Source organism: Streptomyces sp. NBRC 110035, assembly GCF_000829695.1.
Lineage (GTDB): Bacteria > Actinomycetota > Actinomycetes > Streptomycetales > Streptomycetaceae > Streptomyces.
This window is the reverse complement of the sequence record NZ_BBNN01000038.1, coordinates 14,879-39,610: the sequence shown is the minus strand read 5'-3', so window position 1 is coordinate 39,610 and position 24,732 is coordinate 14,879. Positions and strand designations below refer to the sequence as shown.

The following is a 24,732-nucleotide window of genomic DNA, read 5'->3' as shown; positions in this document are numbered from 1 at the left end:
ACGGTAAGCCGGGGAAGGCCATGGGTCAAACTTGATTAACGCGTGAGGGGTGACCGGTGACCGGCGCGCGGACGCCTCAGCGGTCGCCCCCCGGGTGGCGCTCCCCCGTCGCGTACGGGTTCTCCTGGTCCTCGGCCAGGATGCCGACGAACGGCTCGCCCTCCCCCGCGAAGGTGTAGGAGCCCGCTTCGATCCGTCCGACCAGGCCCCTGGTCCACTCGGCCTCGGCGTCGGCCGTGTGCATCCACAGGTTCATGATCTCGCCGATGTGGCCCAGCAGTTCGGGACCGCCCTCGGGCACGTAGTGCTCGGTGACCGCGGCCCGCCACTCCTCGATCCGCCGGATCCGCTCCTTGAGCAGCGCCGTCGCCTCCTGCCGGGGCAGGTCGACGACGAAGCCGAGGGCCGCCGACTTCACGTCCGTCTTCTGGTCGTAGGCGACGAGGGCCTCGCGCAGCAGTGTGAAGTACTCCTCGTCGCCCGCCGGGGTGATCTCGTACTCGGTGCGCGGCGGGCCGCCGGCCGTCGAGGGCGCGGTCTCGTGCGCGTGCAGCAGCCCCTGCTTCGCCATCTGTTTCAGGGCGTGGTAGATCGAACCGGGCTTGGCGTTGGACCACTCGTGCGCGCCCCAGTACTCCAGGTCGTTGCGCACCTGGTAGCCGTGGGCCCGCCCGTGCTGGCGCACCGCGCCGAGCACCAGGAGACGGATCGCTGACATGGGCCCCAGCGTAGGCCGCGGGCGGTCACTCCCAGGAGCTGCCCTGCTCCTTCGCGACCAGCTCGAACGCGGTGGCGCCGTCCAGGGACTCGCGGACGATGTCGGCGTGGCCGGCGTGCCGGGCGGTCTCCCGGATCAGATGGAGACACAGCCAGCGCATCGAGAGCCACTCGTCCTTCGGGTTCCAGGACGTCCTCGCCATCAGGAAGGTGTCGTCGAGGCTGGGCACCGCGCGGATGAACGACTCCGTCCCGGCGGCCACCTTCTCGTAGTACGCGAGGTAGGACTCCACCGTTTCGTCGCCGACCAGCCGGAAGCACTCGTGCCAGTTCGACTCGTCCCGGTGGACGGCCGGCGGCTCGCCCTTGGCACGGGCGATCCAGCCCTGCTCGATCTCGGCGACGTGCTTGAGCAGCCCGGCCAGGGACAGCTCGCCGGCGCTGGGCCGCGACGTGGCCTGCTCGTCGGTGAGGCCGAGTACCGACCGGCGGATGCCCCCGCGCTGCTCCTCGATGAACGCCAGCAGCGCCCCGCGCTCGTCGCCCGGGGTCTCCGCGGGAACGTGAGTGACCATGACGGCCGCCTTTCGTCGGTGAGGGCTTTCACCCCGGTTGGCCTGACACCGACGACGCTACGGGCCCTTGCGGACAGGTGCTGTCCGCAAGGGCCCGGGGTGGAGGGGCGGGCTGGAACGGGAAGGGGCGGATCAGAAGGGGAACCCGCTGCGGCCGTGCTGCACCGAGATCCACTTGACCGTGGTGAAGGCGTCCAGCATCGCCTCGCCGTTCAGCCGGCCGCTGCCGGAGTTCTTCTCGCCGCCGAAGGGGACGATCGGCTCGTCGTGCACGGTGCCGTCGTTCACGTGGAACATGCCGGTGTCGATCCGCTTGGCGAAGTTCACCCCGCGCTCGACGTCCCCGGTGTGCACGGCGCCGCTCAGGCCGTACGGGGTGTCGTTGACGAGGCGTACGGCCTCCTCCTCGCCGTCGAACGGGACCAGGAAGGCGACCGGTCCGAAGACCTCCTGCCGCAGCAGGGCGGAGTCGGCGGGGAGGCCGGTGAGCACGGACGGCTCGACCAGGTTGTCGGTCCGGGTGCCGTGTACCAGGGCGGTCGCGCCCTCGGCGAGCGCCTGCTCGACGACACCGGCCAGCGCGTCCGCCTGCTGGGAGTTGATCACCGGGCCGATGACCGTCCCGGGGTCGCGCGGGTCGCCGGCCTTGAGGGACGTGACCTTGGCGACGAACTTCTCGGTGAACTCGTCGGCCACCGAGCGGTCCACCAGCACCCGGTTGGCGGCCATGCAGACCTGGCCCTGGTGGACGTACCGGCTGAACACGGCCGCGTCGACCGCGTAGTCGATGTCGGCGTCGTCGAGGACCACCAGCGCGCTGTTGCCGCCGAGTTCGAGGACCGAGCGCTTGAAGAGGCGGGCGCAGACGGTGGCCACGTGACGGCCGACCGCGTCGGAGCCGGTGAAGGAGATGACCTTCGGGACCGGGTGCTCGAGGAAGGCGTCGCCGATCTCCGCGATGTCCGTGATGACGACGTTCAGCAGACCGCCCGGCAGGCCCGCGTCCTCGAAGATCTTCGCGATCAGCGCCCCGCCGACGATCGGGGTGTTCTGGTGCGGCTTGAGCACCACGCCGTTGCCGAGCGCGAGGGCCGGGGCGACCGACTTCAGCGACAGCAGGAACGGGAAGTTGAACGGGCTGACCACGCCGACGACACCGACGGGCACGCGGTAGACGCGGTTCTCCTTGCCGTCCACCGGCGAGGGGATGATCCGCCCCTCGGGGCGCAGCGCCAGGTGCACCGACTCGCGGAGGAACTCCTTGGCGAGGTGGAGCTCGAAGGCGGCCTTCAGACGCGTGCCGCCGAGTTCGGCGATGATCGCCCCGGTGATCTCCTCCTCGCGCTCCTCGACCAGCGCGAGCGCCTTCTCGAGCACCGCGCGGCGGGCGTACGGGTTGGTCGCCGCCCACTGCTCCTGCGCGCGGGCCGCCGCCCGGTAGGCCTCGTCGACCTCGTCGACGGTGGCCGTCGTGATCGACGCCAGTTTCTCGTCGTCGTACGGGTTGAAGTCGATGATGTCCCAGGAGCCGGTGCCCGGACGCCACTCACCGTCGATGTACTGCTGGGCCAGGTCGGTGAAATACGACGACATGTGATCCCTCAACCCCTCAATCCCTCGCCGCCGAGGCGGGCCCGCCCCGCATCGGCCTCACGGTCCGGCCGCACGGGCCGGTGTCCGTCCGGTCCGCGCGGCCTGATCGAGCGTCATCGTACTGATGTTTCAGGAGAGTTGGCGGAGACCCCGCAGAAGGTCCCGGCTCTCCGAAGGCCCCGGGCTGTCCTGCTGGAGCTCCTTGAGCGCCTTCTCGTACTGGGCCACGTCCTCGGACTTGTCGAGGTACAGCGCGCTCGTCAGCTGCTCCATGTACACGACGTCCGACAGGTCGGACTCGGGGAAGCCGAGGATGGTGAACGCGCCGGACTCACCGGAATGGCCGCCGAACCCGAACGGCATGACCTGCAGCCGGATGTTGGGCCGCTCGGAGATCTCGATCAGATGCTGGAACTGCCCCCGCATCACCTCGCGGTCGCCGTACGGCCGGCGCAGCGCGGCCTCGTCGAGCACGACGTGGAACTCGGGGGCGCTCTCGGAGACCAGGTACTTCTGCCGCTCCAGGCGCAGCGCCACCCGGCGTTCGACGTCGGCCTCGCTCGCGCCGGCCATGCCGCGCCGGACCACCGCACGCGCGTACTCCTCGGTCTGCAGCAGGCCGTGCACGAACTGCACCTCGTACGCCCTGATGAGTGCGGCCGCGCCCTCCAGACCCACGTAGGTGGGGAACCAGCTGGGCAGCACGTCCGAGTAACTGTGCCACCAGCCCGCGACATTGGCCTCTCTGGCCAGGGAGAGCAGTGAGGTGCGCTCCTGCTCGTCCGCGATGCCGTACAGCGTCAGCAGGTCCTCGACGTCCCTGGTCTTGAAGCTCACCCGGCCCAACTCCATCCGGCTGATCTTCGATTCCGAGGCGCGGATCGAATAGCCCGCCGCCTCGCGCGTGATCCCCCGAGCCTCACGCAGTCGCCTGAGTTGTGATCCGAGCAGCATGCGCCGCACCACCGATCCCGGCTCTCCCGCGCTCACGTTCGCCAGCCTCCCCAACGTCTGTCAGGGGCCGAAGTCTGCCACTAAAACACTCCGAGCAGTACTCGCCCGGTTACGGAAAGGGAGCCAGGGGCGAGGTTTCGGGCAGGGAGAGAGGGAGAGCACGCCACGGAAGCGACAGGAGGGGCGTGAATATGGCGGAAAAATTGACCAACAAGCGGTACGGGAGTGCCTATTTCGGTCAGCTGCACGTGCATCTGCCCTTGCATCTGCCGTACGCATCCGAAACCATGGCCTTCGCACCACCGCCGCATCGCTACCACCGCGAATTCCGGGAGTGCCTCGCATGGGGACGAATGGATCGACCATGCTCGAGCCGTTACGGCAGGGCCTTCCGCCGCTGGACCCCGCGGCCGTGTCCGACACCGCCTCCTGCGCCCTCCCCGCCCGCCACGAAGCGGTGCGCGAGGCACGGCAGTTCACCCGGAAGATCTGCGACCAGTGGAGCGCGGAGGACCGTTTCGACGACGTGTGCCTGGTCGTCTCCGAACTGGTCACCAACGCCCTGCGGCACGGCCTGCCGACCGGCGCGCCGCGGCTGGCGGAGCAGGGGGCTCCGGTACGGCTGCATCTGATGCGGTGGACCGGACGGCTGGTGTGCGCGGTGCGCGACCCGAGCCGCGGCAGCCCCGTCGCCCGCACGGCGGACGACTTCTCCGCGGAGTCGGGCCGCGGGCTGCTCCTGGTCGAGTCGTTCAGCGACGGCTGGGGCTGGCAGCCGATGCGGAGCGGACGCGGCAAGGTGGTCTGGGCACTGTTCCTGCTGCGGCCTCCCGGCGGCGCATGACGAGAACGCGGCACCTCGGGACGCCGCGTTCTACGCGCGTCACGCGTGACACGTCACGCGTGACGCGGGGCCACCGGGCGAGGGAGCGGCGGGTGAGGCGCGCGCCACGCGCACGGCGGCGCCTTCGGGCGCGTTCGGGCGCGCCGGGCGCGTAGGGCGTGCTCAAGCACGTAGGGCGTGCCCGGGTCAGCCGACGACCAGGTGGTCGAACTCGCCGTCCTTGATGCCGAGGAGCATCGCCTCGATCTCCGCCCGGGTGTAGACGAGCGCGGGCCCCTCGGGAAAGCGGGAGTTGCGCACCGCCACCTCGCCGCCCGGCAGCCGGGCGAACTCCACGCAGGAGCCCTGCGAGTTGCTGTGCCGGCTCTTCTGCCAGGCCACACCGTTCAGCGCGGTGGCCGCCATGCCGTTGTACACGCGGGGCGCGCCGGCGCCGCCGTACACGTCACCCTCGTACACGTCGTGGTCCACAGATCGCTCCCCGTTGTGCACTGGCTGATGTGGCCATTGATGCAGTGGTCAACTGACCCGGATCATAGCTTTGTTCAAGTGCAAACGCATGGGCAGATGCACGTGCACGCGGGGTGTTCCCGCAGTTACAGCCCTGCGGCCCGGCCTGCCGGACCCCGCGTGAGGGGAGACGCGTACGAGGGCCCTCGTGTTCCCACGTCGGGACCCTCGTGTTCCTCGTTTTCTCCGTCTGTCCTCGCGCGGGCTCCTCAGTCCTGCAAGCGGTCTCCTTTCTCCGCCACCGCACGGTGGCGGAGGAGTGCGAGGCGGGTCACCCGGGCTGGTGGGGCGCCGGGTACGTCCTGTTAGCTGGCAGCGGTCGTTCCGGCCGACGGGGCCGGCTACAGGGAGGGGCCAGCGGTGACATCGGTGGATCAGGACGGTACGGGGGCGCCGGAGGGCCCGGGGGCGGTTTCGGAGGCGGTTTCGGGGACGGACCCGGCGGCGACGCGCTCCCGGCGCCCCCTGTCCCGCCGGCGCGTTCGGCTCGCGGCCGCGGCCGCGGGGCTGGCCGGCGCGCTCGCCCTCACCGGGTGCAGCAGCGACGGCGACTCCGGTGACGACCCCTCCACGCCCACCGCGGCGCCGTCCGCCCCGGCCGACGGCGATCCCGACGGCGGCACCGAAGGCACGGACGAGCCGGACGGTTCGGACGCGAGTGGCGCCCCGGCGGGTGAGCTGGAGGGCAGCTGGCTCACCACGGCCGACGGCAGGGCGGTGGCCCTGATGTTCACCGGCGAGCGGGCCGCCCTCTTCGCCACGGGCGGCACCGTGTGCAGTGGCACGGCACAGGAGGATGCCGGAACCGCGACGACGATCAGCCTCGACTGCGCGGACGGCGACGGGGACCGGGCGAACGGCACGGTCGACTCGGTGAGCGGGTCCGCCCTGAAGGTCACCTGGGAGGGCTCCCTCGGCACCGAGACGTACACGAAGGCCGAGGGCGGCCGGCTGCCGTCGGGACTTCCGACCGCCGGGCTCGGGTCGTAGAGCCTGCCGCGAGGCGTCCGCCCTCCGGGTGCGCCGGGAGGGCTCTTCGGGGTGTGATGATCTGTGGGCTGCTCCACGAACCCAGGGGAATCCTCATGCGCGCCATGCCGATCGCCGTCACCGCTGTCACCGCCCTCCTCCTGCTGACCGCCTGCGGCGGCGAGGACAGGAGTGACGGAGCGAAGGACGAGAACGACGCGAAGCAGGAGAGCGGGGCCTGTTCGAGCGCGACGGTGAACCTGGAGGCCGGTCCCGCGAGCGAGGCCCCGGCCGCCGGTGACACCGGCGAGGTCCCCATGAGCCTCGTCAACCAGGGCGCCGCCTGCGTCCTGGACGGCTTCCCCGAGGCGAGCCTGGTGGCCGGGGGCGAGCCCGTCGCGCTGCCCCCGGCCGAGGGCGCCACGGCGCAGGAGCTGACCCTGGCGGAGGGCGAAGCGGCCTCCTTCACGATCACCTACGTACGCGGGCCGGAGGGCACGGACGGGAGCCTGGACGCCACGTCCCTGCGGATCGGTCTCCCCGGCGACTCCGCCACCCGGGACTTCCCCTGGACATACGGCCCGGTGGCCGTCGAGGAACCGGGCGAGGCCGCGGCCGACGCGTCCGTGAGCGCCTTCCAGCGGACGGGCGACTGACCTGCGGGCGGAACGGGCGGCATCCGGGCAGGACGACGACCGAGACCCACGACCCGCGCGGAGCCCGGCAACCGGCACCCCCGCCCCCGCCCCGCGCGCAGCCGGACGGCCCGCACCCCACCACCACGCGGGGCCGGGCACCCCTCGGCCCGCAACCCGCGCGGGCTCCGGACCGGGCACACGGACCACATCGACCGCAGACTCTCCGTGTCCCGGACTGAAGGCTCCGCCTCCGGGCTCCGGGCTCCGGGCTCCGGACTCCGGACTATGGGCTCCGGACTCCGGGCTGCGGGCTGCGGGCTGCGGGCTATGGACTCCGGACTCTGGGCTGCGGGCTATGGACTCCGGACTCTGGGCTGCGGACTCCGGGATCCGGGCTGCGGACTATGGGCTCCGGACTCCGGGATCCGGGCTGCGCGCTCCGGTTCAGTCGAGTCGTCGGCGGGCTTCGACCTGGGCGTCGTCCGCCGCCCGCGCACCCTCCTCCCACCCCGCCGCGTCGCTCATCCCGCGCAGTCTGCTGGTCGTCGTCTCCGGGAACAGGCGGTCCAGCCGCTCGGTGACCGCGACGTCGCGGGAGGCGAGCACCGGGAGCAGGTCGTCGCTCAGCCCGCTCGTCCGGCCTTCGGCGGCAGCCGCCAGGCGTGCGCCCACGCGGTGGGCGTAGGCCGCGAGGAACGACTGCCGGAAGGTCTTGGTCCGCTTGCGGCCGCCCGCCTTCTGGGCCGCCTCCGCCTTCGTCATGGCCGTACCGGCCTGCACGAGCAGTGAGGTGTAGAGCAGTTCGACCGCTTCCAGGTCGGCGGCGAAGCCGACCACGGTGGAGAAGCCGAGGGGTTCGTTCCACACGGCCCGGCAGTGGTTCGCGGTGGCGATCGCGTCGAGCAGCACGGCCTTGGTCTGCTCGTACGGCGCCTCCACCCCGATCCGGCACGCGTCCGGCGCCGTCGCCGCGTGCGCCCGTACCGCGAGCAGGGCCTCGTCGACACTGTGCCGGGCCATCAGTTCCTGCGCCTTGGCGGTGAGCGCCTCCGCCTCCTCCGGGAAGCCGGTCGCCTCCGCCTTGGCGAGCAGTGCGCGGATGCGGCCGAGCATGCGGGACTCCGGACGCCGGTCGCCCTCCTCGGGGCCCGCCCCGCCGGCCGTCCCGGCGCTCCCCGCCGCCCCGGCCGCCGCCTCGTCGAGGGGCTCGAGCGCGGGCAGGCGCAGCAGCAGTCGGTACAGCTCCAGTACGGCCGTGGCGTGCGAGAAGCGGTCGGTGCGGGGCGGGCGCGGGGGCACGGGAGCGGCGCCGGTTCCACCGAGGGCGTCGAGCGCGTCGAGCTGGGCGGTCCAGCGGGGCCCCCGGGGCCGGTCGTGCGGCGCCTGCGCACGGATCAGCGCCGTGACGAGCCTCAGGTGCACGTCGTCCAGTTCACGCCGGACGATGCGTACGGCGTCGGCGGGCTGCCAGCCGCGCCGCCAGGCGTTCGCCACGAACTCCTGGCCCCGCCGGTCGAGTTCGGCGTCCGCCGCCGGATCGGCGGCGAGCAGGGACGCGCCGGTGTCGAGAGCGTCGTCGGTGGTGGCGTACAGGGCGGCCCGGAAGGCGCGTTCGACGGTGCTGGACGTGCTCGTGCTCACGAGCCGATCGTGCCATGCACCGGAAGTCCGCCGCTTCACCCCCCAAGCGTCAACTCGTGATTGACACCCATCCACTGTCAACCTACCGTTGACGCATGACGAAGAGTCCCGGCATCACCTCATCCGTACGTCTCGACGACCTCATCGCGGCCATCAAGAAGGTCCACGGGGAACCCCTTCAGCAGCTCCAGGACGCGGTGCTCGCGGGGGAGCACCTCGGCGACGTGGCGGACCACCTGATCGGCCACTTCGTGGACCAGGCCCGGCGCTCGGGCGCCTCCTGGACGGACATCGGCAGGAGCATGGGCGTCACCCGGCAGGCGGCCCAGAAGCGTTTCGTACCCAAGGAGTCGGCCGCCCTCGACCCGAACGAGGGCTTCAACCGCTACACGCCCCGCGCCCGCGCGGTGGTGATGGCCGCGCACAACGAGTCCAGGGCCGCGCGCAACGCCGAGGGCCTGCCCGAGCACCTGGTCCTCGGCCTGCTGGCCGAGCCGGGCGGCCTGGCCGCGAAGGCGATCACCGAGCAGGGCGTCACCCTGGACGCGGTCCGCGCGGCCGCCGCCGCGGCCCTCCCGCCGGCCGTCGAGGACGCCCCCGAACTGGTGCCGTACGGCCCGGCGGCCAAGAAGGTCCTCGAACTCACCTTCCGCGAGGCCCTCCGCCTCGGCCATCCCTACATCGGCACCGAGCACCTCCTGCTCGCCCTCCTGGAGCACGAGAACGGCAAGGGTGTCCTCAGCGGACTCGGCGTCGACAAGACGGCCACCGAGCGGTACGTCACCGAACTGCTGGCGCAGGCCGTGGCGACGCGGCGGGAGGACGGCCGGGAGGAGGGGGGCGACCAGAAGCAGGCACCCTCGCCGGAGAACTGACCCCGGCCGGTGTCCGCCCCGCGGCCGGACCGCCCGACCGGACACCCTGGCCGGACCCTCTGACCGGGCCCCGTTGTCAGACCCCCCTGCCACACTCACGTCATGGCCGACCGGTGGGCGCTCGCTCCGGCCGAGGACGGTGGCGTGGACGTCGCCCCCCTCGGCCCGGACGGGCTGCCCGCCGCCGCGGTGCGGCGGGAGGCGGATGCCGCCGAGGCCGTACGGAGCCGTCCCGGTGTCACGCGGTGGGTGTGGCGGTCCACCGCCGAGGTCCATCCGCGCCTGCTCGCCACGGGGGTGCGAGTGGAGCGGTGCTACGACGTCGAGGCCGCCGAGACGCTCCTGCTCGGTCACGAAGGGCGGTACGGGCAGCCCCGTTCGGCCGCGGCCGCCCTGGCCCGGCTCCGGGGCGGCCCCGTACCGCCCGATCCGCCGCAGCGTCCGGCCGAGCCGGGCGCGCAGTCGCCCCTCTTCGAACCCCGGGGCGCGCACGTCCCGCTGGCGGACCTCCTCACGGTCTACGCGGAGCAGCAGCGCCGGACCGAAGCGACCGCGCACCCGGACCGGATACGGCTGCTGCTGGCCGCCGAGTCGGCGGGGATGCTCGTCGCCGCCGAGATGAACCGCGCGGGGGTGCCCTGGCGGGCGGACGTGCACCGCGCGGTGCTGCACGACCTGCTCGGCGAGCGGTACGCGGGCGGCGAGCCCCGCAGACTGGCCGAGCTCGCCGACGAGGTGTCCGCCGCCTTCGGCCGCCGGGTCCGGCCCGACCTGCCCGCCGACGTCCTCAAGGCGTTCGCGCAGGCCGGGATCAAGGTCTCCTCGACCCGCCGCTGGGAACTGGAATCCCTCGACCACCCGGCGGTGAAACCGCTGATCGAGTACAAGAAGCTGTACCGCATCATGGTCGCCCACGGCTGGTCCTGGCTCCAGGACTGGGTGCGCGACGGCCGCTTCCGGCCCGAGTTCCTGGCGGGCGGGACGGTGACCGGCCGCTGGGTGACCAACGGCGGGGGCGCGCTGCAGATCCCCAAGGTGATCCGCCGCGCGGTGGTCGCCGACCCGGGCTGGCGGCTCGTCGTCGCCGACGCCGACCAGATGGAGCCGCGCGTCCTCGCGGCGATCTCCCGCGATCCCGGGCTGATGGAGGTGGCCGGCCGGGAGACCGACCTCTACCAGTCGGTGTCCGACCGCGCCTTCTCGGGTGACCGCGCGCAGGCGAAGCTCGCCGTCCTCGGCGCGGTCTACGGCCAGACGTCCGGCGACGGCCTGAAGAACCTCGCCGCCCTCAGACGCCGCTTCCCCACGGCGGTGGCCTACGTCGACGAGGCCGCCCGCGCCGGCGAGGAGGGCCGTCTCGTACGGACCTGGCTGGGCCGCACCTGCCCGCCGGCGGCCCGTACGACGGACGACGCGGTGGAGGAGGCCGGCATCCCGCTCGCGGAGGAGGAGCCCGACGCCGCCCGGCAGTGGATACCGGGCTACGCCTCGACCGACGCCCGCGCGCGAGGCCGTTTCACCCGCAACTTCGTCGTCCAGGGCAGCGCCGCCGACTGGACCCTGCTGCTGCTCGCCGCGCTGCGGCAGGCGTTGACGGAGCTGGCGGCCGAGCTGGTCTTCTTCCAGCACGACGAGGTGATCGTGCACTGCCCCGAGGAGGAGGCGGAGACGGTGGCGGGGGTGATCCGGGAGGCGGCCGAGCTGGCCGGACGGCTGACGTTCGGCCCGACCCCGGTGCGGTTTCCGTTCACCACGGCGGTGGTGGAGTGCTACGCGGACGCGAAGTGACCACGGAGCCCGGACTCCCCGCCGGGCCCGGGGAGGGGAACGGGGGCGGGTCGCGGGGAGGTCGGCCCGGAGGCGGGCCGGGCGGGGGCGGGCCCGGAGGCGGGTCCAGGAACCGGCTCGCCGGAGAGTTCACGGGTGCATCACGGTGACCGGCCGGACCGGGCCGTCGAGCAGCCGCCGCAGGCGGGCCACACGGTTGTGATGGTGCGGCGGGAACTGCGCGAAGACGAACGAGGGCCGCCCCGGAGGACGTCCTTCAACCCGTCGGCAAAGACGCCGCGCCCGGCGTCGAGCAACGGCACGGCATGCAGGGCCCGGACCCGGTCAGACGCCGTCGGCCTCCGCGGCCACGAGCGCGCGGCCCAGCTCCAGGGGGTCCGCTCGTCCCCCCAGTTCACCGTGTACGGCCATGGCCAGGTGCGGGCGGGCGAGCAGCCCCTCGCCTGCCGGGTCGCCCTCGGCCCGCGCCGCCAGACCGAGCCCCACCCAGGTCTCGGGGTCACCGTCGCCGCCGAGGATGCGGGCACGGAAGGCGCGCAGTGCCTCCGCCGCGCGGCCCGCGACCAGGGCGACATCCTCGGGACGGGCCCCGCTCACGGTGGCGCCGGGGTCTTCCCGCAGTCCGTCGAAGCCCGCCGGGTCGGCGAGCAGCCACCGCAGCAGGACCGCGCGCGTGTCGAGGCCACGCACCGGAGCACCCGGGACGAGCGTCGCCCCGCCCGGGGAGAGGACCGGTCCACCCGACGAGAGGACCGGTCCGCCCGTGACCGCGGAAGCCGGGCGGCCGCCCGCCCAGGCCTCCACGTGAGCCCGAACCATCCGTGGCTCGGGCCGCAGGTGGTAGGCCCGCCAGGTCGCCCGGTGGTCCGCGGTCGCGAGCTCGGCCGCGGACCGGGCCCCGGCGTCCACCGGTTCCTCCAGCAAGGGCTCCAGACGCCGGGTCAGTTCGGCCACCAGCCGCTCTCCCAGGTCGGTGAGCCCGTCCGCCCGGCCGATCGCGCGCAGCGCGTACGCCGTCTGGGACCGCCACAGTGCGAACTCGAACTGCCCGAGCGCATGGTGGCCGCGTCTCCGCCAGAACCCGGTGACGCCGAAGAAGGCGTACACGCCCTGGAGGAGTCCCCCCAGCGGCCGGGGGTCGTCGCGCCACGGTGCGTAGTACAGCCGGGCGGCACCCCGGTCGTCGTACAGCGTGAACAGGTGCATGAAGGCGCTGAGTTTGTTGTGCTGGAACTCGTGCACCAGGGTCGACGCGAGCTGTTCGCCGTCGTCCGGCACCGACGCCAGCGCCGCGCCGTACGCGTCACCCGACGAGGCGCTGTGCGGCCGGAACCGTTCGGCTCTCGGGCCGGGCACCAGCGACACCAGTCCACGCGCGAGGGCCCGCGCCTCCTCCCCGACGCGCGTACCGGAGTCGGCACCGGGGCTGATGCCGGTGCCGGTGTCCCGCAGGATCTCCCAGGCCTCGCGGAACAGCCGCTGCCAGTCGGCGGCGTGGTCGACCGGTTCGGCGGCCGCCGGGGCGCGCAGGGTGCGGTACGGGTCGGAGTCGTCCAGGAGCATGACGCATCCGTCGGCGCGCAGTTCGGTCAGTGGATGCCAGTCCGGCCCCGCCGGCCGACGCCCGGCGATCCGTAGGCCGTCGGTGCGGGCGACGACCTCGGCCACGGACCACTCCGACGGCCCGGGCACACGCATCGTCCCGAGCCCGGGCAGCGCCACCCAGCCGTGCCGTACCGGAAGGGCGGTACGGAACTCCAGGCCGGCGCGGACCGCCGCGCTCGCCGCGATCGCGTGGAGGTGCCCGGTGTGCACCCACAGCGGCGCGTCGTCCTCGGCCGTTCCGCGCAGCCGACGCAGGGTGTGGGCCGCCCACACCCCCACGGCCGGATAGGCCAGCAGCTCTTCCACCGACTCCGCGTCCACCGCCCTGGCCCTTGCCAGCAGCTGCCAGCCCGCGGCCGGCGGGGGCAGGGGGCCGGTGGGCGCCGATCCGGCGGCGTCCAGGAGCGCCCGTACGACGAGCAGCCGCCAACTGCGCTCACTCGCCCGCAGCGCGTCCACCGTCGCCGGGCCGCCCCCGCCTCCCAGCAATTCGTCGAAGGCCGGGGACGCGAGGACGTGCGGGCGGGCCGGACGGACCGTCTGATGCATGGAGGGCGCCTAGGATTCGCGCTGCGGGTTGTAGCCGCCGAGGCTGCTCGCGGGATCGTCGATGCGACCGAGCAGCCGCCGCATGGAACCCTCGGCCGACGGAAGGTCCAGGGCGGGCCAGTCATCCCATGAAATGCCGCTGAGGTCGATCAGCTCCGATTCGACTCCGGACTTCTCCACGGCGCCACCTTTGTGACAATAGAAGGACAATGCGTCCACCTCTGACATGCACCTGAAAATTACTGTTTCAGGTGTTTTCGGATCGCTTCAGTGAAGCTAGCGCATCATCCTCACCCCACAGGAAAACAGTGCCGAATATGCCCGGAACGAGTGACATGAAGGCCGGCCGCGTAAGGAAGGAGGGCGCGGGTATGAACCGGGCGTGATTGAACTCGCGGAAATGATCGAGGAGTTGCGCAGGGAGCTGACGGCGGCGCGGACCGCCTCGGCGGACGAGGACCTCTACTTCGAGGTGGGCCCGGTGGAGCTGGAGGCGGCCGTGGCGGTGGAGCGGTCGGCCACGGCGGGGGGCAAGGTCCGCTTCTGGGTGGTGGAGGCGGGCGCGGACGGCCGGCTGGCGGACAGCGTCACGCACCGGGTGAGGCTGACCCTCGATCCGCGCACCCGCAGCAGTGGCGGCCGGGCGCCGTGGGTGAGCGGCGACGAGGCCGAGCGGGAGCGCTGAAGAGGTGGCTTCGGGACTGGATCCGCTGCGGGTGGCGGAGGTGCTGGTGCGGCCGGCGGGCCGGGGCGCCGGACACGGCGGGTCCGGCGCCCCGGCCGGACGCCGCGGGTCCGGATACCGCGTGGGGCCCCGCTGGGTCCTCACTGCCGCGCACGTGGTCCGCGGGGCCGAACCGACCGACCCGACCGTACGGTTCGAGGCCGACCGCGCCGGCGAGTGGCGCGCGTCCGCCCGTGTCGCACTTGCCTCCGACAAGGCCGACGTGGCACTCCTGGAGATCACGGACCCGGTGCCGGAGGGCGCTCGTCCGGCCGCGGTCGCACCCCCCACGTACGGCGCCGTGCCCGACACGGACGCCGCCCTGCCGTTCACCGCGGTCGGCTTCCCCCGTTTCAAGCTGCGCAGGGACGCCACGTCACTGTCCGCCTTCTACCGCGATTCCTGCCACGCGGTCGGATTGATCTCGGCCCTGTCCAACCGCCGCGAGGGCACCCTCGAACTCGCCGTCACCCCGCCCGGCGCCGACTCCGACCCGGACCGCTCGCCCTGGGAGGGGATGTCCGGTGCGGCCGTCTGGCACGAGGGCACCCTGATCGGCCTGGTCAGCGCCCACCACCGCACGGACGGCCCGGGCCGTCTCGCCGCCGTCCGCGTCGACCGCTGGTACGAGCTGCTGACCAGCGACGAGCTGGACCTGCTGCACCGGCACGCGGGACTGCCCGCGACGCCCGCCGATCCGGCCCTCCCCGCCGAGCCGCAGGACGCGGCCGAGCGGCCGGTCGGCCTGACCGAACTGCCCGACAACCTCCCCCTGCGCGAACTCGATGGTCTGGCGACCGCGTTGACCGCCCTGCCCACCGTCGGTGACCGCACCGCCCTGGCGCTGGTGCTGAACAGCGTCGACCCCGTGGTCGCGGCCATGAGCCCCCGCTCCTCCGCGGTGCGCCTCGATGTGCTCGGCATCCTCAGAACCTGTCTGCGTTATCGCGGCACCTTGGACCAACTCCTGGAGGCGATACGGTTGGTGGAGGGCGACTCCGTCGGGGTGGCCCGTATGGACCAGGAGGCGGTGAAGCTGGCCCGGCGTCACCGCGGAGCAGACGACGGACGCTGAGCGGACGGCTGACCTGATATCGCGGCGCCACCGGGGTACGGGGTTTCATTCCCTGTACAACGGGCCATTATCAGGGGGATGCCAGCAGCCCGCACGACAAGAAGCCGGGGGAAGGGGTTTGGCTGTCATGGAGCCGTCACTGGCCGCCGTCGAGTCCAGCCTAGTCGATCTCGCGGGGGTGTCCCTTGAAACGCTGCGCTCCCTTGACGGCAGAACCCTCGCCGCGTCGTTGGAACAACTGCGGCAAGGAATCGACCACCCACTCGCCAGCGTCAGCGATTTCGGAACCCCGGAGCGGACCTGACGCCGCCAGGGGCATCCGTGCGTGCTGAACAGCCGCTCCCGCACCACCGCCTCCCGCCCGCCGGTCTGGCCGAACTCGTCCTCGGGGAGGGAGGCCCGGACACCGTGGGCCTCCTGCTGAGGTCCGAACGCAGCCGTCGGTTATTACTGTTGCGCATGCTCGACGAGGACACGGACCTCGGCCCCGCGTGGGACCTCCTCAGTGCGGCGCAACGACGCTCGCCCGCCACCGTCGACCACGTGCTCGTGTACCCGCAGACGGGCATGTGGCTGGCCACCGCGCTGCGCCGGCTGCGCGGAACGACCGCCCATCGGGACGAAACCCCCCTGTGGGTGGTACTCGGCCACGTCTCGGCACTCGCCGCAGCGGCCGCGCTCCGCGCGGGACTCGACTTCACCATCGACGTTCCGATGCGTCACGGCCGGGTGCCCCTGCCCACCCTCGGCTGCGCGGAGCTGCCCGCCACCGCGCCGTGGACGACGGCCACGGTGCGGTCCCAGGCCGGACGCGCCGTCGTCGAGGCCGCCGGTGCCACGGTCGCCGTACCGTCGGCGCCGGAGTCCCCGGGGCCGGGGTGGTATCCGCTGCGCCGGCTCGAGGTCGGACCTGCGGGCCGCCGGCTCGAAGTGGCACTGGACGACGTGGATCCGTACCGGACGTACTCGCAGCCGACCGAGCCGCGCCCGCTGTCCCACAAGACGGCGGCGCAGTGGCGCCGGGTACTGGAGCGGGCCTGGGAGGTGCTCCTGCGGGAGCAGCCCGAAACGGCGGGAGCCATGCGTCGGGGAATCCTGTCGATCAGTCCGACCCCGCCAAGGGAAAGGTTTCGGCCGCGCAGCGTGACATCGGGGGACGCCTTCGGCGGGATCGAGGCCTCGGAGCCCGACGACCCGGTGCAGCTCGCCGCCACGCTCGTGCACGAGTTCCAGCACACCAAGCTGGGCGGGCTGTTGCATCTGGCCCCCTTGCTGACGGGCGACGCCGACGACGGGAAGCTGTTCTACGCGCCCTGGCGGGACGACCCCAGGCCGCTGGCGGGAATGCTCCAGGGCGTGTACGCCTTCACGGGGATCACCCATTTCTGGCACACCCACCGCCGGTCCGCCGGCGAGCGGACCGCCGTCGCCCACTTCGAGTTCGCCCTGTGGCGGACGCAGACGGCACGGGCGCTGGAACAACTGCGGGACCACCCCCGCTCCACCCCTCTCGGCACCACCCTGCTCACCACCCTCCGCGACCGCTGCACCCGGTGGCTGGACGAACCGGTTCCCAGCGACGCGTCGGCGCTGGCCCGGCTGTGCGCGGCCGACCACGCGGCCCGCTGGCGGTGCCACCACCTCCGCCCCCCGGCGCGGGCCGTGGCGGAGACCGTACGCGCCTGGCTGGCCGGGGCGGAGAGTCCCCCGGCCTCCCTGACGGCCCGGCCCGAGGTCGTGACCGACACCTCCGCCCGCTGGCTGGACAGCCTGGCGATGCTCGTCCGTCACCGGCTCGGCCCCACGTCCGACGACCGTCCCTGGGCCGAGGAACCCGGCAAGGCCGCGGCAGGAGTCACCGGAGCCCTCCCCGCCGACGTCCTCCTGGTCGATGTCCTCCTGACCGGCGGCAACGCCACTGCCGCCGCCCGGGCCTACCCGGCCCACCTCGCCGAGGAACCGCGCCGGCCCACCGCGTGGGCGGGCCTGGGCCGGGCGCTGGCCCTCACGCGGACCGCGCCTGCCGCGGCCCGGCTGCTGTGCCACCACCCCGAACGGGCCCGAGCGGTGCACGAGGCCCTGGTCGACGCCACGGGCACCCCACCGGACCCGATCACGCTGGCCACCTGGCTGGGCACCCGCTAGAGCCTGCCGCGGCGGAGCATGCCGGACAGGGCAGGAGCCCACCGCCGGCGCCCCGGAACCGGCTTTGCCCACGGGACGGTCACGAGGGTTTCGCCGGCCACGCCGTCACAGCGGCATCGGATCGACGTCGCAGTTGGCCCGCTGCCGGGCGCGTACGTGCAGGGTCGCCGGGTGCGGCGCCGCCTCGGACGAGCGCAGCCGCGGCTCGTCCAGCACCCGGACCATCCGCTCCAGCGTCGCGGTCCGCAGTTCCTCCCCCTCCGCCTCCCGGCCCTGGACCTCGAGGTCCAGGGCGACGTTGGCCGCGCACACCAGGGTCGTGGGATGGTCCTCGCCCAGCCGTTCCCGGCACAACGCCAGCGTCCTCACGCCGAGTTCACGGGCCTCCTCCGAACGCCCCAGCGCGCTCAGGTCGCTCGCCAGGTTGATGGCACAGGCCAACGCGATCGGATGGTTCTCTCCGAGCCGCGGGACCAGCAGCTCCATCGCCGCTTCGTCCAGTTGCCTGGCCTCCTGAGCCCGCCCGAGCAGCCGCAGCGTCACCGCCAGGTCGATGTCGGCGGCCAGGACATTCGGATGGTGGGGCCGGAACAGCCTGCGGAACCGCTCGCACGCCTTCTCGCCCCGGTCCCGCGCCTCCTCCAGCTCCCCGTTGTGCCGTAGCGCGATCGACAGTGCGAGAGCGGCCGTCAGCGACTCCGGGTGGGTGTCACCGTAGCGGCGCATGAACTGGTTGAACGCCTCACGGCCCAGTTCCAGCGCGGTGGCGTGGTCGCCCTCCTTGCGACAGGACTCGCTCAGCTGCCGCAGGGTCTGCAGAGTGGTGGGGTTGTTCGGTCCGAAGACGACGCGATAGCCGTCGACCACCGCCTGCTGCAGGGAACGCCCGGCGACGTAGTCGCCCGTCTCCCGTACGTCGATGGCGATGCTCGCCTCGGTCTTGAGCGACAGCTGGTGGTCCCGGCCGAACAGGCGCGCCTTCATCGCGTGCGTGCGCCGGTCCAGTTCCAGCGCCCGCTGGAACTCGCCGACCAGCCGCAGGCTCACGCCGAGGTTGTGCGCGGTGTTGAGTGTGGTGGGGTCGTCCTCGCCGAAGGCGCGGCGGGCCAGGTCGTGGGACCGCTCGTCCAGTTCCATGCCGAGGGTGAAGTCGCCCTGAACGCGGCGGACGGCCGCTTCCAGGTTCATCGTCTCCAGCGCGTCCTCCCGGACGTCCTCCCGGTCCGTGGGCGCCGTACGGGCGTACACGTCCTTGAGCCTGGCCACGATCTGCGACGCCTCGTCGTGGCGGCCCACCTTCAGGTAGAGGAAGCCCAGCCACCACCCCATCAGGCAGGTCTGCTGGTCCTCCTCGCCGAACAGGCCCAGCCAGGTCTCCCAGGCCTGCTCGGAGAACTCGCGGGCCACCTTGTGGTCGCCCCAGAACCACAGGTACTTGGCGATGTTCATCACCAGCTCGCGCACCCACGGCTGGTCGGACTCGATCGCGCCGGAGGCGATGACGTGACCGTACAGCTCCGCGTAGCGGGACCAGTTGGCCGACTGGTTGGGCCCTTTGGGGTCGGCTGCCGCCAAGAGGGTGTGGGCCCCGTTGCGCATGCGTTCCTGTTCCTCGGGAGTCATCCGGTTGACGAGCACGGCCTGGACCAGGCGATGCATCTCGATGGAGTTGGTGCGGTGGTCTATGCGGGCGAGGGAGTAGCGGTTGATCTCCCTTATGGCCCGCGCGAGCCGCATCGGGTCGTTCAGGGCCCGGTCCAGTTCGGAGTCGATGCTGCTGCCGCCGAGGCCGGAGAAGATGGAGCGGGAGATGGGGTCCGGCGCGAAGTACGAGCACAGCTGGAGCAGGCGCAGGGCGGTGACGCTGCGGGTCTCCAGGTGGTCCAGGGAGACGTTCCACGCCGCCGCGACCGGCAGCTGGTAGTCCGGCGGCGGCGAGACCTCGAGCAGCTCACTGCGCTTGTGTTCGAACAGCCGCAGGTATTCGGACACCGGCATCCCGGTCTCCGCACGCCACGCCGCGGCCTGCTCCAGCGCCAGTGGCAGGTCACCGAGGGCATCCGCGAGGAGGTCCGCGTCGGTGTCGGCGAGTTCCTCCCCGTAGGCGTTCGTACGGCGCAGCAGTTGCCTGCTTTCCTCCCGGGTGAAGACGTCGACCTCGAGGGAGGGGCCGACCACACTCCAGCGGCGGTTGCGGGAGGTGACGAGGATGGTGCCACTGCCACCCGTCGGGAAATAGTCACGGACGCGCTCGGGGGTGTCCGCGTTGTCGAAGATCAGAAGCCAGCGGGAGTACGGCCGCCCCTCGCGCAGCGCCTCGCGCACCGCGGGCCCTGCGATGTTGGCCTCGGCGCTGGTGGACAGTCCCAGCCGCTGCGCGAGTTCCACCAGGGACTGGCCGATCTGGCCGGGACGCTCGGCCGGGATCCACCACACGACGTCGTACTCGGACTGGTGCCGGTAGGCGTACTCCACAGCCAGCTGGGTCTTGCCGACACCACCCATGCCGTGGATGGCCTCCGGCAGCACCGTGGTCGTGCCTTCGCGGAGGCGCTCGCTCAGTCGTTCCAGAAGGTCCACGCGTCCGGTGAAGTTCGGATTTCGCGGAGGGATGTTCCCCCAGACGCGCGGCGTCGATCGCACGCTCCCCACCGTGGGCTGCTGCGTGGTGGCACTCATCGCCGTGGCTCCTTCTGAAGTTGTCCCGGCCCCCCTCGGGGCTTGCTCGCCGTCCTGAGCCGGCCGGGGAGCTTGGTCCCGGTGCCCGGTGCGCAGATCCGCGCCCTTGCCCAGGCTGACGCTGTTCCGCCGGTCGTACGCGTCCAGTGCTTCGGCCAGCCGCCGCGCCCTCGGCAGGAACCTGCCGGACAGGGCCCGAAGCGCTGCCAGTTCGATGCGCAGGAAGGCCAGGTTGCGCCGGGTCACCGACGGCACCTCGGCCGTCCCGAACCGCTCCTGCGGGGTGAACGGAGCAGGCTCCACGCCGTCCTGGGCGGTGGCCAGCAGTGCCCGTACGTCGTGCAGCACGCGGAGGGTGTCCCTGCGTCGGGACAGCGCCAGTAACTCCTGGCGGATGTCCGGGCCGAAGGCGAAGGCCACGCCCGCCGCCCGTTCGACGTCCGTGCCCGCCGGCCGCACCAGGCCGCTCATCAGCAGTTCCGTGAGGTGGTCCGGCCCGGCGCCCGGCACCGACGCGGTCACCGCCCTCATCACCGGCAGGGTCAGCGGCGCCCCGGCGAGCCGGGTGGCCAGCGCGAACGCGGTCGGCGAGGCGACGGCCCGGAACTCCAGGACCCGCTCCCGCGGCTGTACGGCACTGTCGGGGTCGGGTACGTCCTCGAGCCACGGAACGGCCCTCGCGGCGTCCGCCCGCCGCTTCCAGGCACGGGCCCGGACGCCCGACGCCTCCAGCCGTCCGCCGGCCCGCCCGGTCACCAGGCCGACCCAACCGGGCAGGGAGCGCCCGGTCATCTCCAGGACGGGAACCGGGACCACGCCGGTGCGAGCGTCCGGATCGTCGACGGGCTCCAGCGGGGACGTGCGCAGTTCCCAGCCCAGCGCCTCGTTCGGCGCCCAGGGGCGGGGGGCCCTCAGCCGCATGCGGTGAACGTTCAGACCGGTGCGGTACCACAGCTGCTGCGGCAGCAGGTGCAGCACCGCGAGCGGTTCGGTCCGGCCGATCTCGCGCAGCAGCGGCAGCACCGCCTTCGACCGCCAGCCCGCGGCCAGCCCGTCGGTCAGCACCAGCACCACCCGGTGCCCGGACGGGGCGGGGGGCAGGTCCTCCAGCCGGACCCGGGTCGGCTCGGTGTCGTCCGAACCGCGCAGCCGTACGGTGGCGACCTCACCCAGCTGCTCCTGGCGGCGGAGTTCGTCGACCAGCCGGTCGACCGTCCGGTTCCAGACCCCCATCGTCACGTGGTCGTCGACGACCAGCAGGACGGCGGGGTGCTCCGCGCCGGCCGACCGCTCCAGTTCGTTCAGCGCGCGCGGAACAGCGCGGAGCGACGCTTCGTCATGCTCCGGTGCCGCCAGTGGTGGTGGGACGTCGTCAGACTGCATAAGCGCTCTCAGAGCGTCCGGTAGGGACCGAGGACGGAGGGAGTGCCGGCGAGGAGTCCCGCAGTCCGCGGGCATGCGTGACATCCACGTGCCAAGCCTGGCAGTGGTACGCATGCACTGCAAGACGGCAGGCCACGAGGGGAGAGGGCACAAACAGGACAGTTGACCACGCGATCGAACACGCGCCGTTCCGACGTCGAACACGCTGGGCGGCCGGTGATCCCCTCCGGGCACCGGCCGGGCATCGCACCCCGCGGGGTGAACGTCCCGCCACACGGTGTACAAACCTGTCCGCCGGCTTCCCCGGCCTGCCGCGGGGACGCCCGTGACGGCCCGTGACCCGCTCCGCGGAGGCCCGCCCTGCGGGGCCACGGCACCCTACACCGGTCCCGCTGGGCCCGGCTTGCGCTCCGGGTCGTCGAGCAGAATGGCGAGGTGGCGGCCGACGTGCCCGTCCCAGGCGTCGGGGCCGAGAGCCAGCGCTTCCTTGCGCCACCCGCCCACCCGCTCCACGAGACTGCCCAGACCCCGGTCCTGCAGGATCTCACCGATGGCGTCCTGAAAGGAGGGGTCCGCGCAGTCGCTGCGATGCCAGACCATGGCCGGCACCCCGGCCCGCAGCCCGGCGAGGATCTCGCGGCGCCCGGTGCCCGAGTCGTCGGTGGGAGGCTCGCTCAGCACCAGACACACCGCGTGCCGGTCCTCCTTCAACTCGCGTTCCAAGTGGAAGAAGTACGCCCCGTCCTGCGTCTGCCGGCCCCAGTGCGAGTGGCTGTCCGCCGGACGCTCGCGCAGTTGCCGCCATTTGGTGTGCCAGTGCCGGTGCCACGCCGCCCTGTGCAAGCGCTCCAGACTGCGCACCACCACCTGGTAGTCCATGGCCAGCGGGGTCGGCTCGGGGTGGTCGGACTCGGACGGCCACCACTCCACCGGCTCGTTCAGCAGCTCCCAGGGCAGCACGAACTCGAGGATGACCGGCTGGCTCAGTTCGGCCCATTTCGCCTCGGCCTCCCCGATCAGCCGTTCCACCGTGCCGGGCAGTTCCGCCCGGTGCAGGTTGACCGTCTCCCCGCGTACGGGGTGCCATCCCTCGGAGTCGGACTGGTGCCAGTGCGAGACGTTGTAACGGTCGGCCACCACGAGGTCCGGCTCGAACTGAATCATCAGATAGGCCGGGACCAGGGAGGGTGCGGGCTGCGGGAACTCCGAGTGCTGCCACTCGGCCAACAGGTCGTCCAGGCCGAGGGCCTGGGCCTGGACGCGGTTGAACCGGCGCAGTACCTCGGCATGCTCCACCTGCCCCTCGCGCACCAGCCGGTCGGCGGACAGGGCCAGGAAGGCCATGCTGAAAGGGAGTTCACCGGCCGAGGTGTTCTCGCCGGCCAGCCGCAGAAAGATCTGCCAGCCGCTCGTGCACCACCCGGGGAGTTCCTGGACCCTGGATCTGCTCGCGCGCCGGGCCATGGCGGCCAGCTCCGAGGCCGGCAGGGACTGCAGGGCGGGCCGCAGATGGCCCAGGTCCGCGCTGTTGAAGAAGTCGACGGCCTCCCACTCGTCCACGAGCGGCCACAGCGCGGCCACCGTCACCGACTGCTGCTCCACGTACTCGAGCGAGCGCACCAGACAGGCAGGCCCGTCACCGACCTGCGCGCACGCCTTCACCACCTGCAGCAGCCAGGGCCGCAGCGCCACCCCGCCGAACGGCTCCACGGGACCGTCCAACTCGTCGGCCAGCATCTCCCGCCACAGCTCACGGCTGCTCGCCTGGTTCACCGTGGACGAGCCCTGCAGGGCGTCGACGATGGAGACGACCAATCTGTTGCGGGCCCGTTCCGGACTGTGCCCTCTCACCCCGTTAACCTCCGGCCGGCCGACATGGTTCCCTGGTGGTGCCGACCAGCGTACGGCCGGGAAAGCCCGTACGGCAGAGGAAGCGCGGGCCGGGCGTGGCCCCCGTCCCCGCCCCGGCCGGGAACGGGGGCCTCCCCCCTCCCACGGGCATCACCCGCACGAGTTCACGCCCACCGGCGCACCGGCCCGCCGGGGCGCGCACTGCCCCGGTCAGCGCCGCCACCCACTCCCCTCGCCCCCTCGCCCCCTCGCCCCCTCGCCCCCTCGCCCCGGCCATCGTTGCCACCCCGACGTCCGCGTCATCACCAGCTCCACCGCCTTCGTCGAAACCCGCGCCCCACGACCGACCAGGCCCGCCTCGACTACGCCGTCCCACGCGTCAACGTCATCCCGCCCGTGCGACCCACCCTGTCCCAGGCAACAGAAAACCCCAGGTCAGCAACTATCTGACCTGGGGTTCGACGAAGCCGCCTTCGGGATTCGAACCCGAGACCTACGCATTACGAGACCATGAGCGATCATGTCGCCGGATGCCGCGTGATGCCGCCGAGCGTTGCCGTGCCTGATCAGAGCACTTGCGGCAGGTTGCCCCCTGCTACCTCGTACTGCACCGTCCAAAGGCGTCCGGCCACCGGGCGGCCACCGGATCGGGTACTCCCGAAGCAAAGGGCTCAAATCATTGAGAATGTCGGACTCGGACAAGACCCTCACCCACTGGGCGGCCGAGCCACCGCCGCCCAGCTAGCCGGGTGCATGGGCCCGAGAGAACAACCCACAGTGAAACGACATCACCTAGTTCGATGAAATGGTATCGTTTAGTAGGTCACTGTGACTATCCGGGAGGTGCCTTCGTGGCTCGTACTGTGATCGACCTCGACGAAGACATGGTCATCGAGGCCATGCGCATCTTCGGCACCAAGACCAAGGCCAAAGCCGTCCGTCTGGCCATGGAAGATGCCGTCAAGCGGCACCTGCGGCAGGAGGGCTTCGACGCCATGGAAGCCGGCGAGCTCGACTTCAGCGAGATCATCGAGAACACCGGCCCGCGCAACGCCGACGGAACCCTCAAGCGCCACGGCGGCCAGGCCGCCTGATGCAAGACCGTTACCTGATCGACAAGTCCGCCCTCGCCCGCTGGACGAAACCCAGCGTCCGAGAGGTGCTGAAACCACTTCACGAGCGCTACCTGCTCGCCGTCTGCCAACCCACCGAGTACGAGATGATCCACTCGGCACGGGACAGCGCGGAAGCAACGCGCATCAGCACCTGGCTCCACGCATTCGATTACCTGCGCACCGACGACGACGGCTTCACCCGCGCCCTGGAGGTCCAGCGGCACGCCCTCAACGCAGGCTTCCACCGCGCCCTGTCGCTCCCCGACCTCCTCATCGCCGCCACCGCCGAGCAGAACCGCGCCACGATCCTCCACTACGACGGCGACTTCGACATGATCGCCTCCCTCACCGGCCAACCCACCCAATGGGTCGTCCCGCCAGGCAGCGCCGACCACTGACCCCGCCGGCCCGACATCTTGACGCCAGCCCGAAGTGTTCCTGGTGTCCAACCAAGCGGTCGGGGTGCACCGGACGGAACCCCCCTGCTCAACGACCTCGGACA

At 72.2% G+C, this 24,732-nt stretch carries 21 protein-coding genes; 11 read left to right on the top strand and 10 right to left on the bottom strand.

Annotated features, from left to right (window positions below; genetic code table 11):
• Positions 1-76: 76 nt before the first annotated feature.
• The 4 genes from TU30_RS25855 to TU30_RS25840 form a co-directional block, all read right to left on the bottom strand.
• Positions 77-718, bottom strand: coding sequence for a PadR family transcriptional regulator (locus TU30_RS25855; protein ID WP_042174229.1), 642 nt, complete (start codon positions 716-718; stop codon positions 77-79).
• Positions 719-743: 25 nt separating this feature from the next.
• The gene (locus TU30_RS25850) at positions 744-1,292 is read right to left on the bottom strand and encodes a DinB family protein (RefSeq protein WP_042174228.1); all 549 of its coding nucleotides are present in this window, start codon (positions 1,290-1,292) and stop codon (positions 744-746) included.
• 132 nt (positions 1,293-1,424) lie between these two features.
• The gene (locus TU30_RS25845) at positions 1,425-2,885 is read right to left on the bottom strand and encodes an aldehyde dehydrogenase family protein (RefSeq protein ID WP_042174226.1); all 1,461 of its coding nucleotides are present in this window, start codon (positions 2,883-2,885) and stop codon (positions 1,425-1,427) included.
• Positions 2,886-3,014: 129 nt separating this feature from the next.
• On the bottom strand, positions 3,015-3,839 hold the full coding sequence (locus TU30_RS25840) for a helix-turn-helix transcriptional regulator (RefSeq protein WP_042174353.1): 825 nt from the start codon (positions 3,837-3,839) through the stop codon (positions 3,015-3,017).
• 364 nt (positions 3,840-4,203) lie between these two features.
• Between TU30_RS25840 and TU30_RS25835 the strand changes: the two genes are divergently transcribed.
• Positions 4,204-4,683, top strand: a complete 480-nt coding sequence (locus tag TU30_RS25835; protein ID WP_042174224.1) for an ATP-binding protein — start codon at positions 4,204-4,206, stop codon at positions 4,681-4,683.
• A gap of 186 nt (positions 4,684-4,869) precedes the next feature.
• Here the strand turns inward: TU30_RS25835 and TU30_RS25830 are convergent, their stop codons facing one another.
• Positions 4,870-5,154, bottom strand: a complete 285-nt coding sequence (locus TU30_RS25830; RefSeq protein ID WP_042174222.1) for a DUF397 domain-containing protein — start codon at positions 5,152-5,154, stop codon at positions 4,870-4,872.
• Between the two features lie 399 nt (positions 5,155-5,553).
• Between TU30_RS25830 and TU30_RS25825 the strand changes: the two genes are divergently transcribed.
• On the top strand, positions 5,554-6,183 hold the full coding sequence (locus TU30_RS25825) for a hypothetical protein (RefSeq protein WP_370626711.1): 630 nt from the start codon (positions 5,554-5,556) through the stop codon (positions 6,181-6,183).
• A gap of 95 nt (positions 6,184-6,278) precedes the next feature.
• The gene (locus tag TU30_RS25820) at positions 6,279-6,818 is read left to right on the top strand and encodes a DUF4232 domain-containing protein (RefSeq protein ID WP_042174220.1); all 540 of its coding nucleotides are present in this window, start codon (positions 6,279-6,281) and stop codon (positions 6,816-6,818) included.
• Positions 6,819-7,244: 426 nt separating this feature from the next.
• Here TU30_RS25820 and TU30_RS25815 read toward each other — a convergent pair whose 3' ends face one another.
• Entirely contained in the window at positions 7,245-8,441 is a 1,197-nt protein-coding gene (locus TU30_RS25815) for a DUF2786 domain-containing protein (protein WP_042174218.1), read from the bottom strand.
• 95 nt (positions 8,442-8,536) lie between these two features.
• On the opposite strand from TU30_RS25815, the gene TU30_RS25810 reads away from it, so the two are divergent.
• Positions 8,537-9,316, top strand: coding sequence for a Clp protease N-terminal domain-containing protein (locus TU30_RS25810; protein ID WP_042174216.1), 780 nt, complete (start codon positions 8,537-8,539; stop codon positions 9,314-9,316).
• Positions 9,317-9,418: 102 nt separating this feature from the next.
• On the top strand, positions 9,419-11,104 hold the full coding sequence (locus TU30_RS25805) for a bifunctional 3'-5' exonuclease/DNA polymerase (protein ID WP_042174215.1): 1,686 nt from the start codon (positions 9,419-9,421) through the stop codon (positions 11,102-11,104).
• Between the two features lie 324 nt (positions 11,105-11,428).
• On the opposite strand, the gene TU30_RS25800 is transcribed toward TU30_RS25805, so the two are convergent.
• Together TU30_RS25800 and TU30_RS36160 are read right to left on the bottom strand one after the other, a co-directional pair.
• Positions 11,429-13,258: an HEXXH motif domain-containing protein gene (locus tag TU30_RS25800; RefSeq protein WP_052479910.1), complete on the bottom strand. Its 1,830-nt coding sequence runs from the start codon at positions 13,256-13,258 to the stop codon at positions 11,429-11,431.
• A 9-nt stretch (positions 13,259-13,267) separates the two neighbouring features.
• The gene (locus tag TU30_RS36160; protein WP_158719364.1) at positions 13,268-13,438 is read right to left on the bottom strand and encodes a hypothetical protein; all 171 of its coding nucleotides are present in this window, start codon (positions 13,436-13,438) and stop codon (positions 13,268-13,270) included.
• Between the two features lie 202 nt (positions 13,439-13,640).
• Here TU30_RS36160 and TU30_RS25795 point away from each other — a divergent pair, with 202 nt between their 5' ends.
• The 4 genes from TU30_RS25795 to TU30_RS25785 all read left to right on the top strand — a co-directional run bounded on the left by TU30_RS25795 (position 13,641) and on the right by TU30_RS25785 (position 17,202).
• Positions 13,641-13,943, top strand: coding sequence for a trypco2 family protein (locus TU30_RS25795; protein WP_042174213.1), 303 nt, complete (start codon positions 13,641-13,643; stop codon positions 13,941-13,943).
• 4 nt (positions 13,944-13,947) lie between these two features.
• Positions 13,948-15,057 carry a trypsin-like peptidase domain-containing protein gene (locus TU30_RS25790; RefSeq protein WP_042174211.1) on the top strand — a complete coding sequence of 370 codons (1,110 nt, stop codon included), beginning with the start codon at positions 13,948-13,950 and terminating at the stop codon, positions 15,055-15,057.
• A 127-nt stretch (positions 15,058-15,184) separates the two neighbouring features.
• Positions 15,185-15,361: a hypothetical protein gene (locus TU30_RS36155; protein ID WP_158719363.1), complete on the top strand. Its 177-nt coding sequence runs from the start codon at positions 15,185-15,187 to the stop codon at positions 15,359-15,361.
• A gap of 155 nt (positions 15,362-15,516) precedes the next feature.
• Positions 15,517-17,202 (top strand): HEXXH motif domain-containing protein, encoded by a 1,686-nt coding sequence (locus tag TU30_RS25785; RefSeq protein ID WP_052479909.1) that lies wholly within the window; start codon positions 15,517-15,519, stop codon positions 17,200-17,202.
• A gap of 105 nt (positions 17,203-17,307) precedes the next feature.
• Here TU30_RS25785 and fxsT read toward each other — a convergent pair whose 3' ends face one another.
• On the bottom strand, positions 17,308-21,339 hold the full coding sequence (gene fxsT / locus TU30_RS25780; protein WP_267889352.1) for an FxSxx-COOH system tetratricopeptide repeat protein: 4,032 nt from the start codon (positions 21,337-21,339) through the stop codon (positions 17,308-17,310).
• A 303-nt stretch (positions 21,340-21,642) separates the two neighbouring features.
• On the bottom strand, positions 21,643-23,115 hold the full coding sequence (locus tag TU30_RS25775) for a hypothetical protein (RefSeq protein WP_141713814.1): 1,473 nt from the start codon (positions 23,113-23,115) through the stop codon (positions 21,643-21,645).
• An 851-nt stretch (positions 23,116-23,966) separates the two neighbouring features.
• On the opposite strand from TU30_RS25775, the gene TU30_RS25770 reads away from it, so the two are divergent.
• The gene (locus tag TU30_RS25770; protein WP_042174207.1) at positions 23,967-24,209 is read left to right on the top strand and encodes a type II toxin-antitoxin system VapB family antitoxin; all 243 of its coding nucleotides are present in this window, start codon (positions 23,967-23,969) and stop codon (positions 24,207-24,209) included.
• Positions 24,209-24,628, top strand: a complete 420-nt coding sequence (locus TU30_RS25765; protein ID WP_042174205.1) for a PIN domain nuclease — start codon at positions 24,209-24,211, stop codon at positions 24,626-24,628. The genes TU30_RS25770 and TU30_RS25765 overlap by 1 nt, the downstream gene beginning before the upstream one ends.
• Positions 24,629-24,732 lie beyond the last annotated feature (104 nt).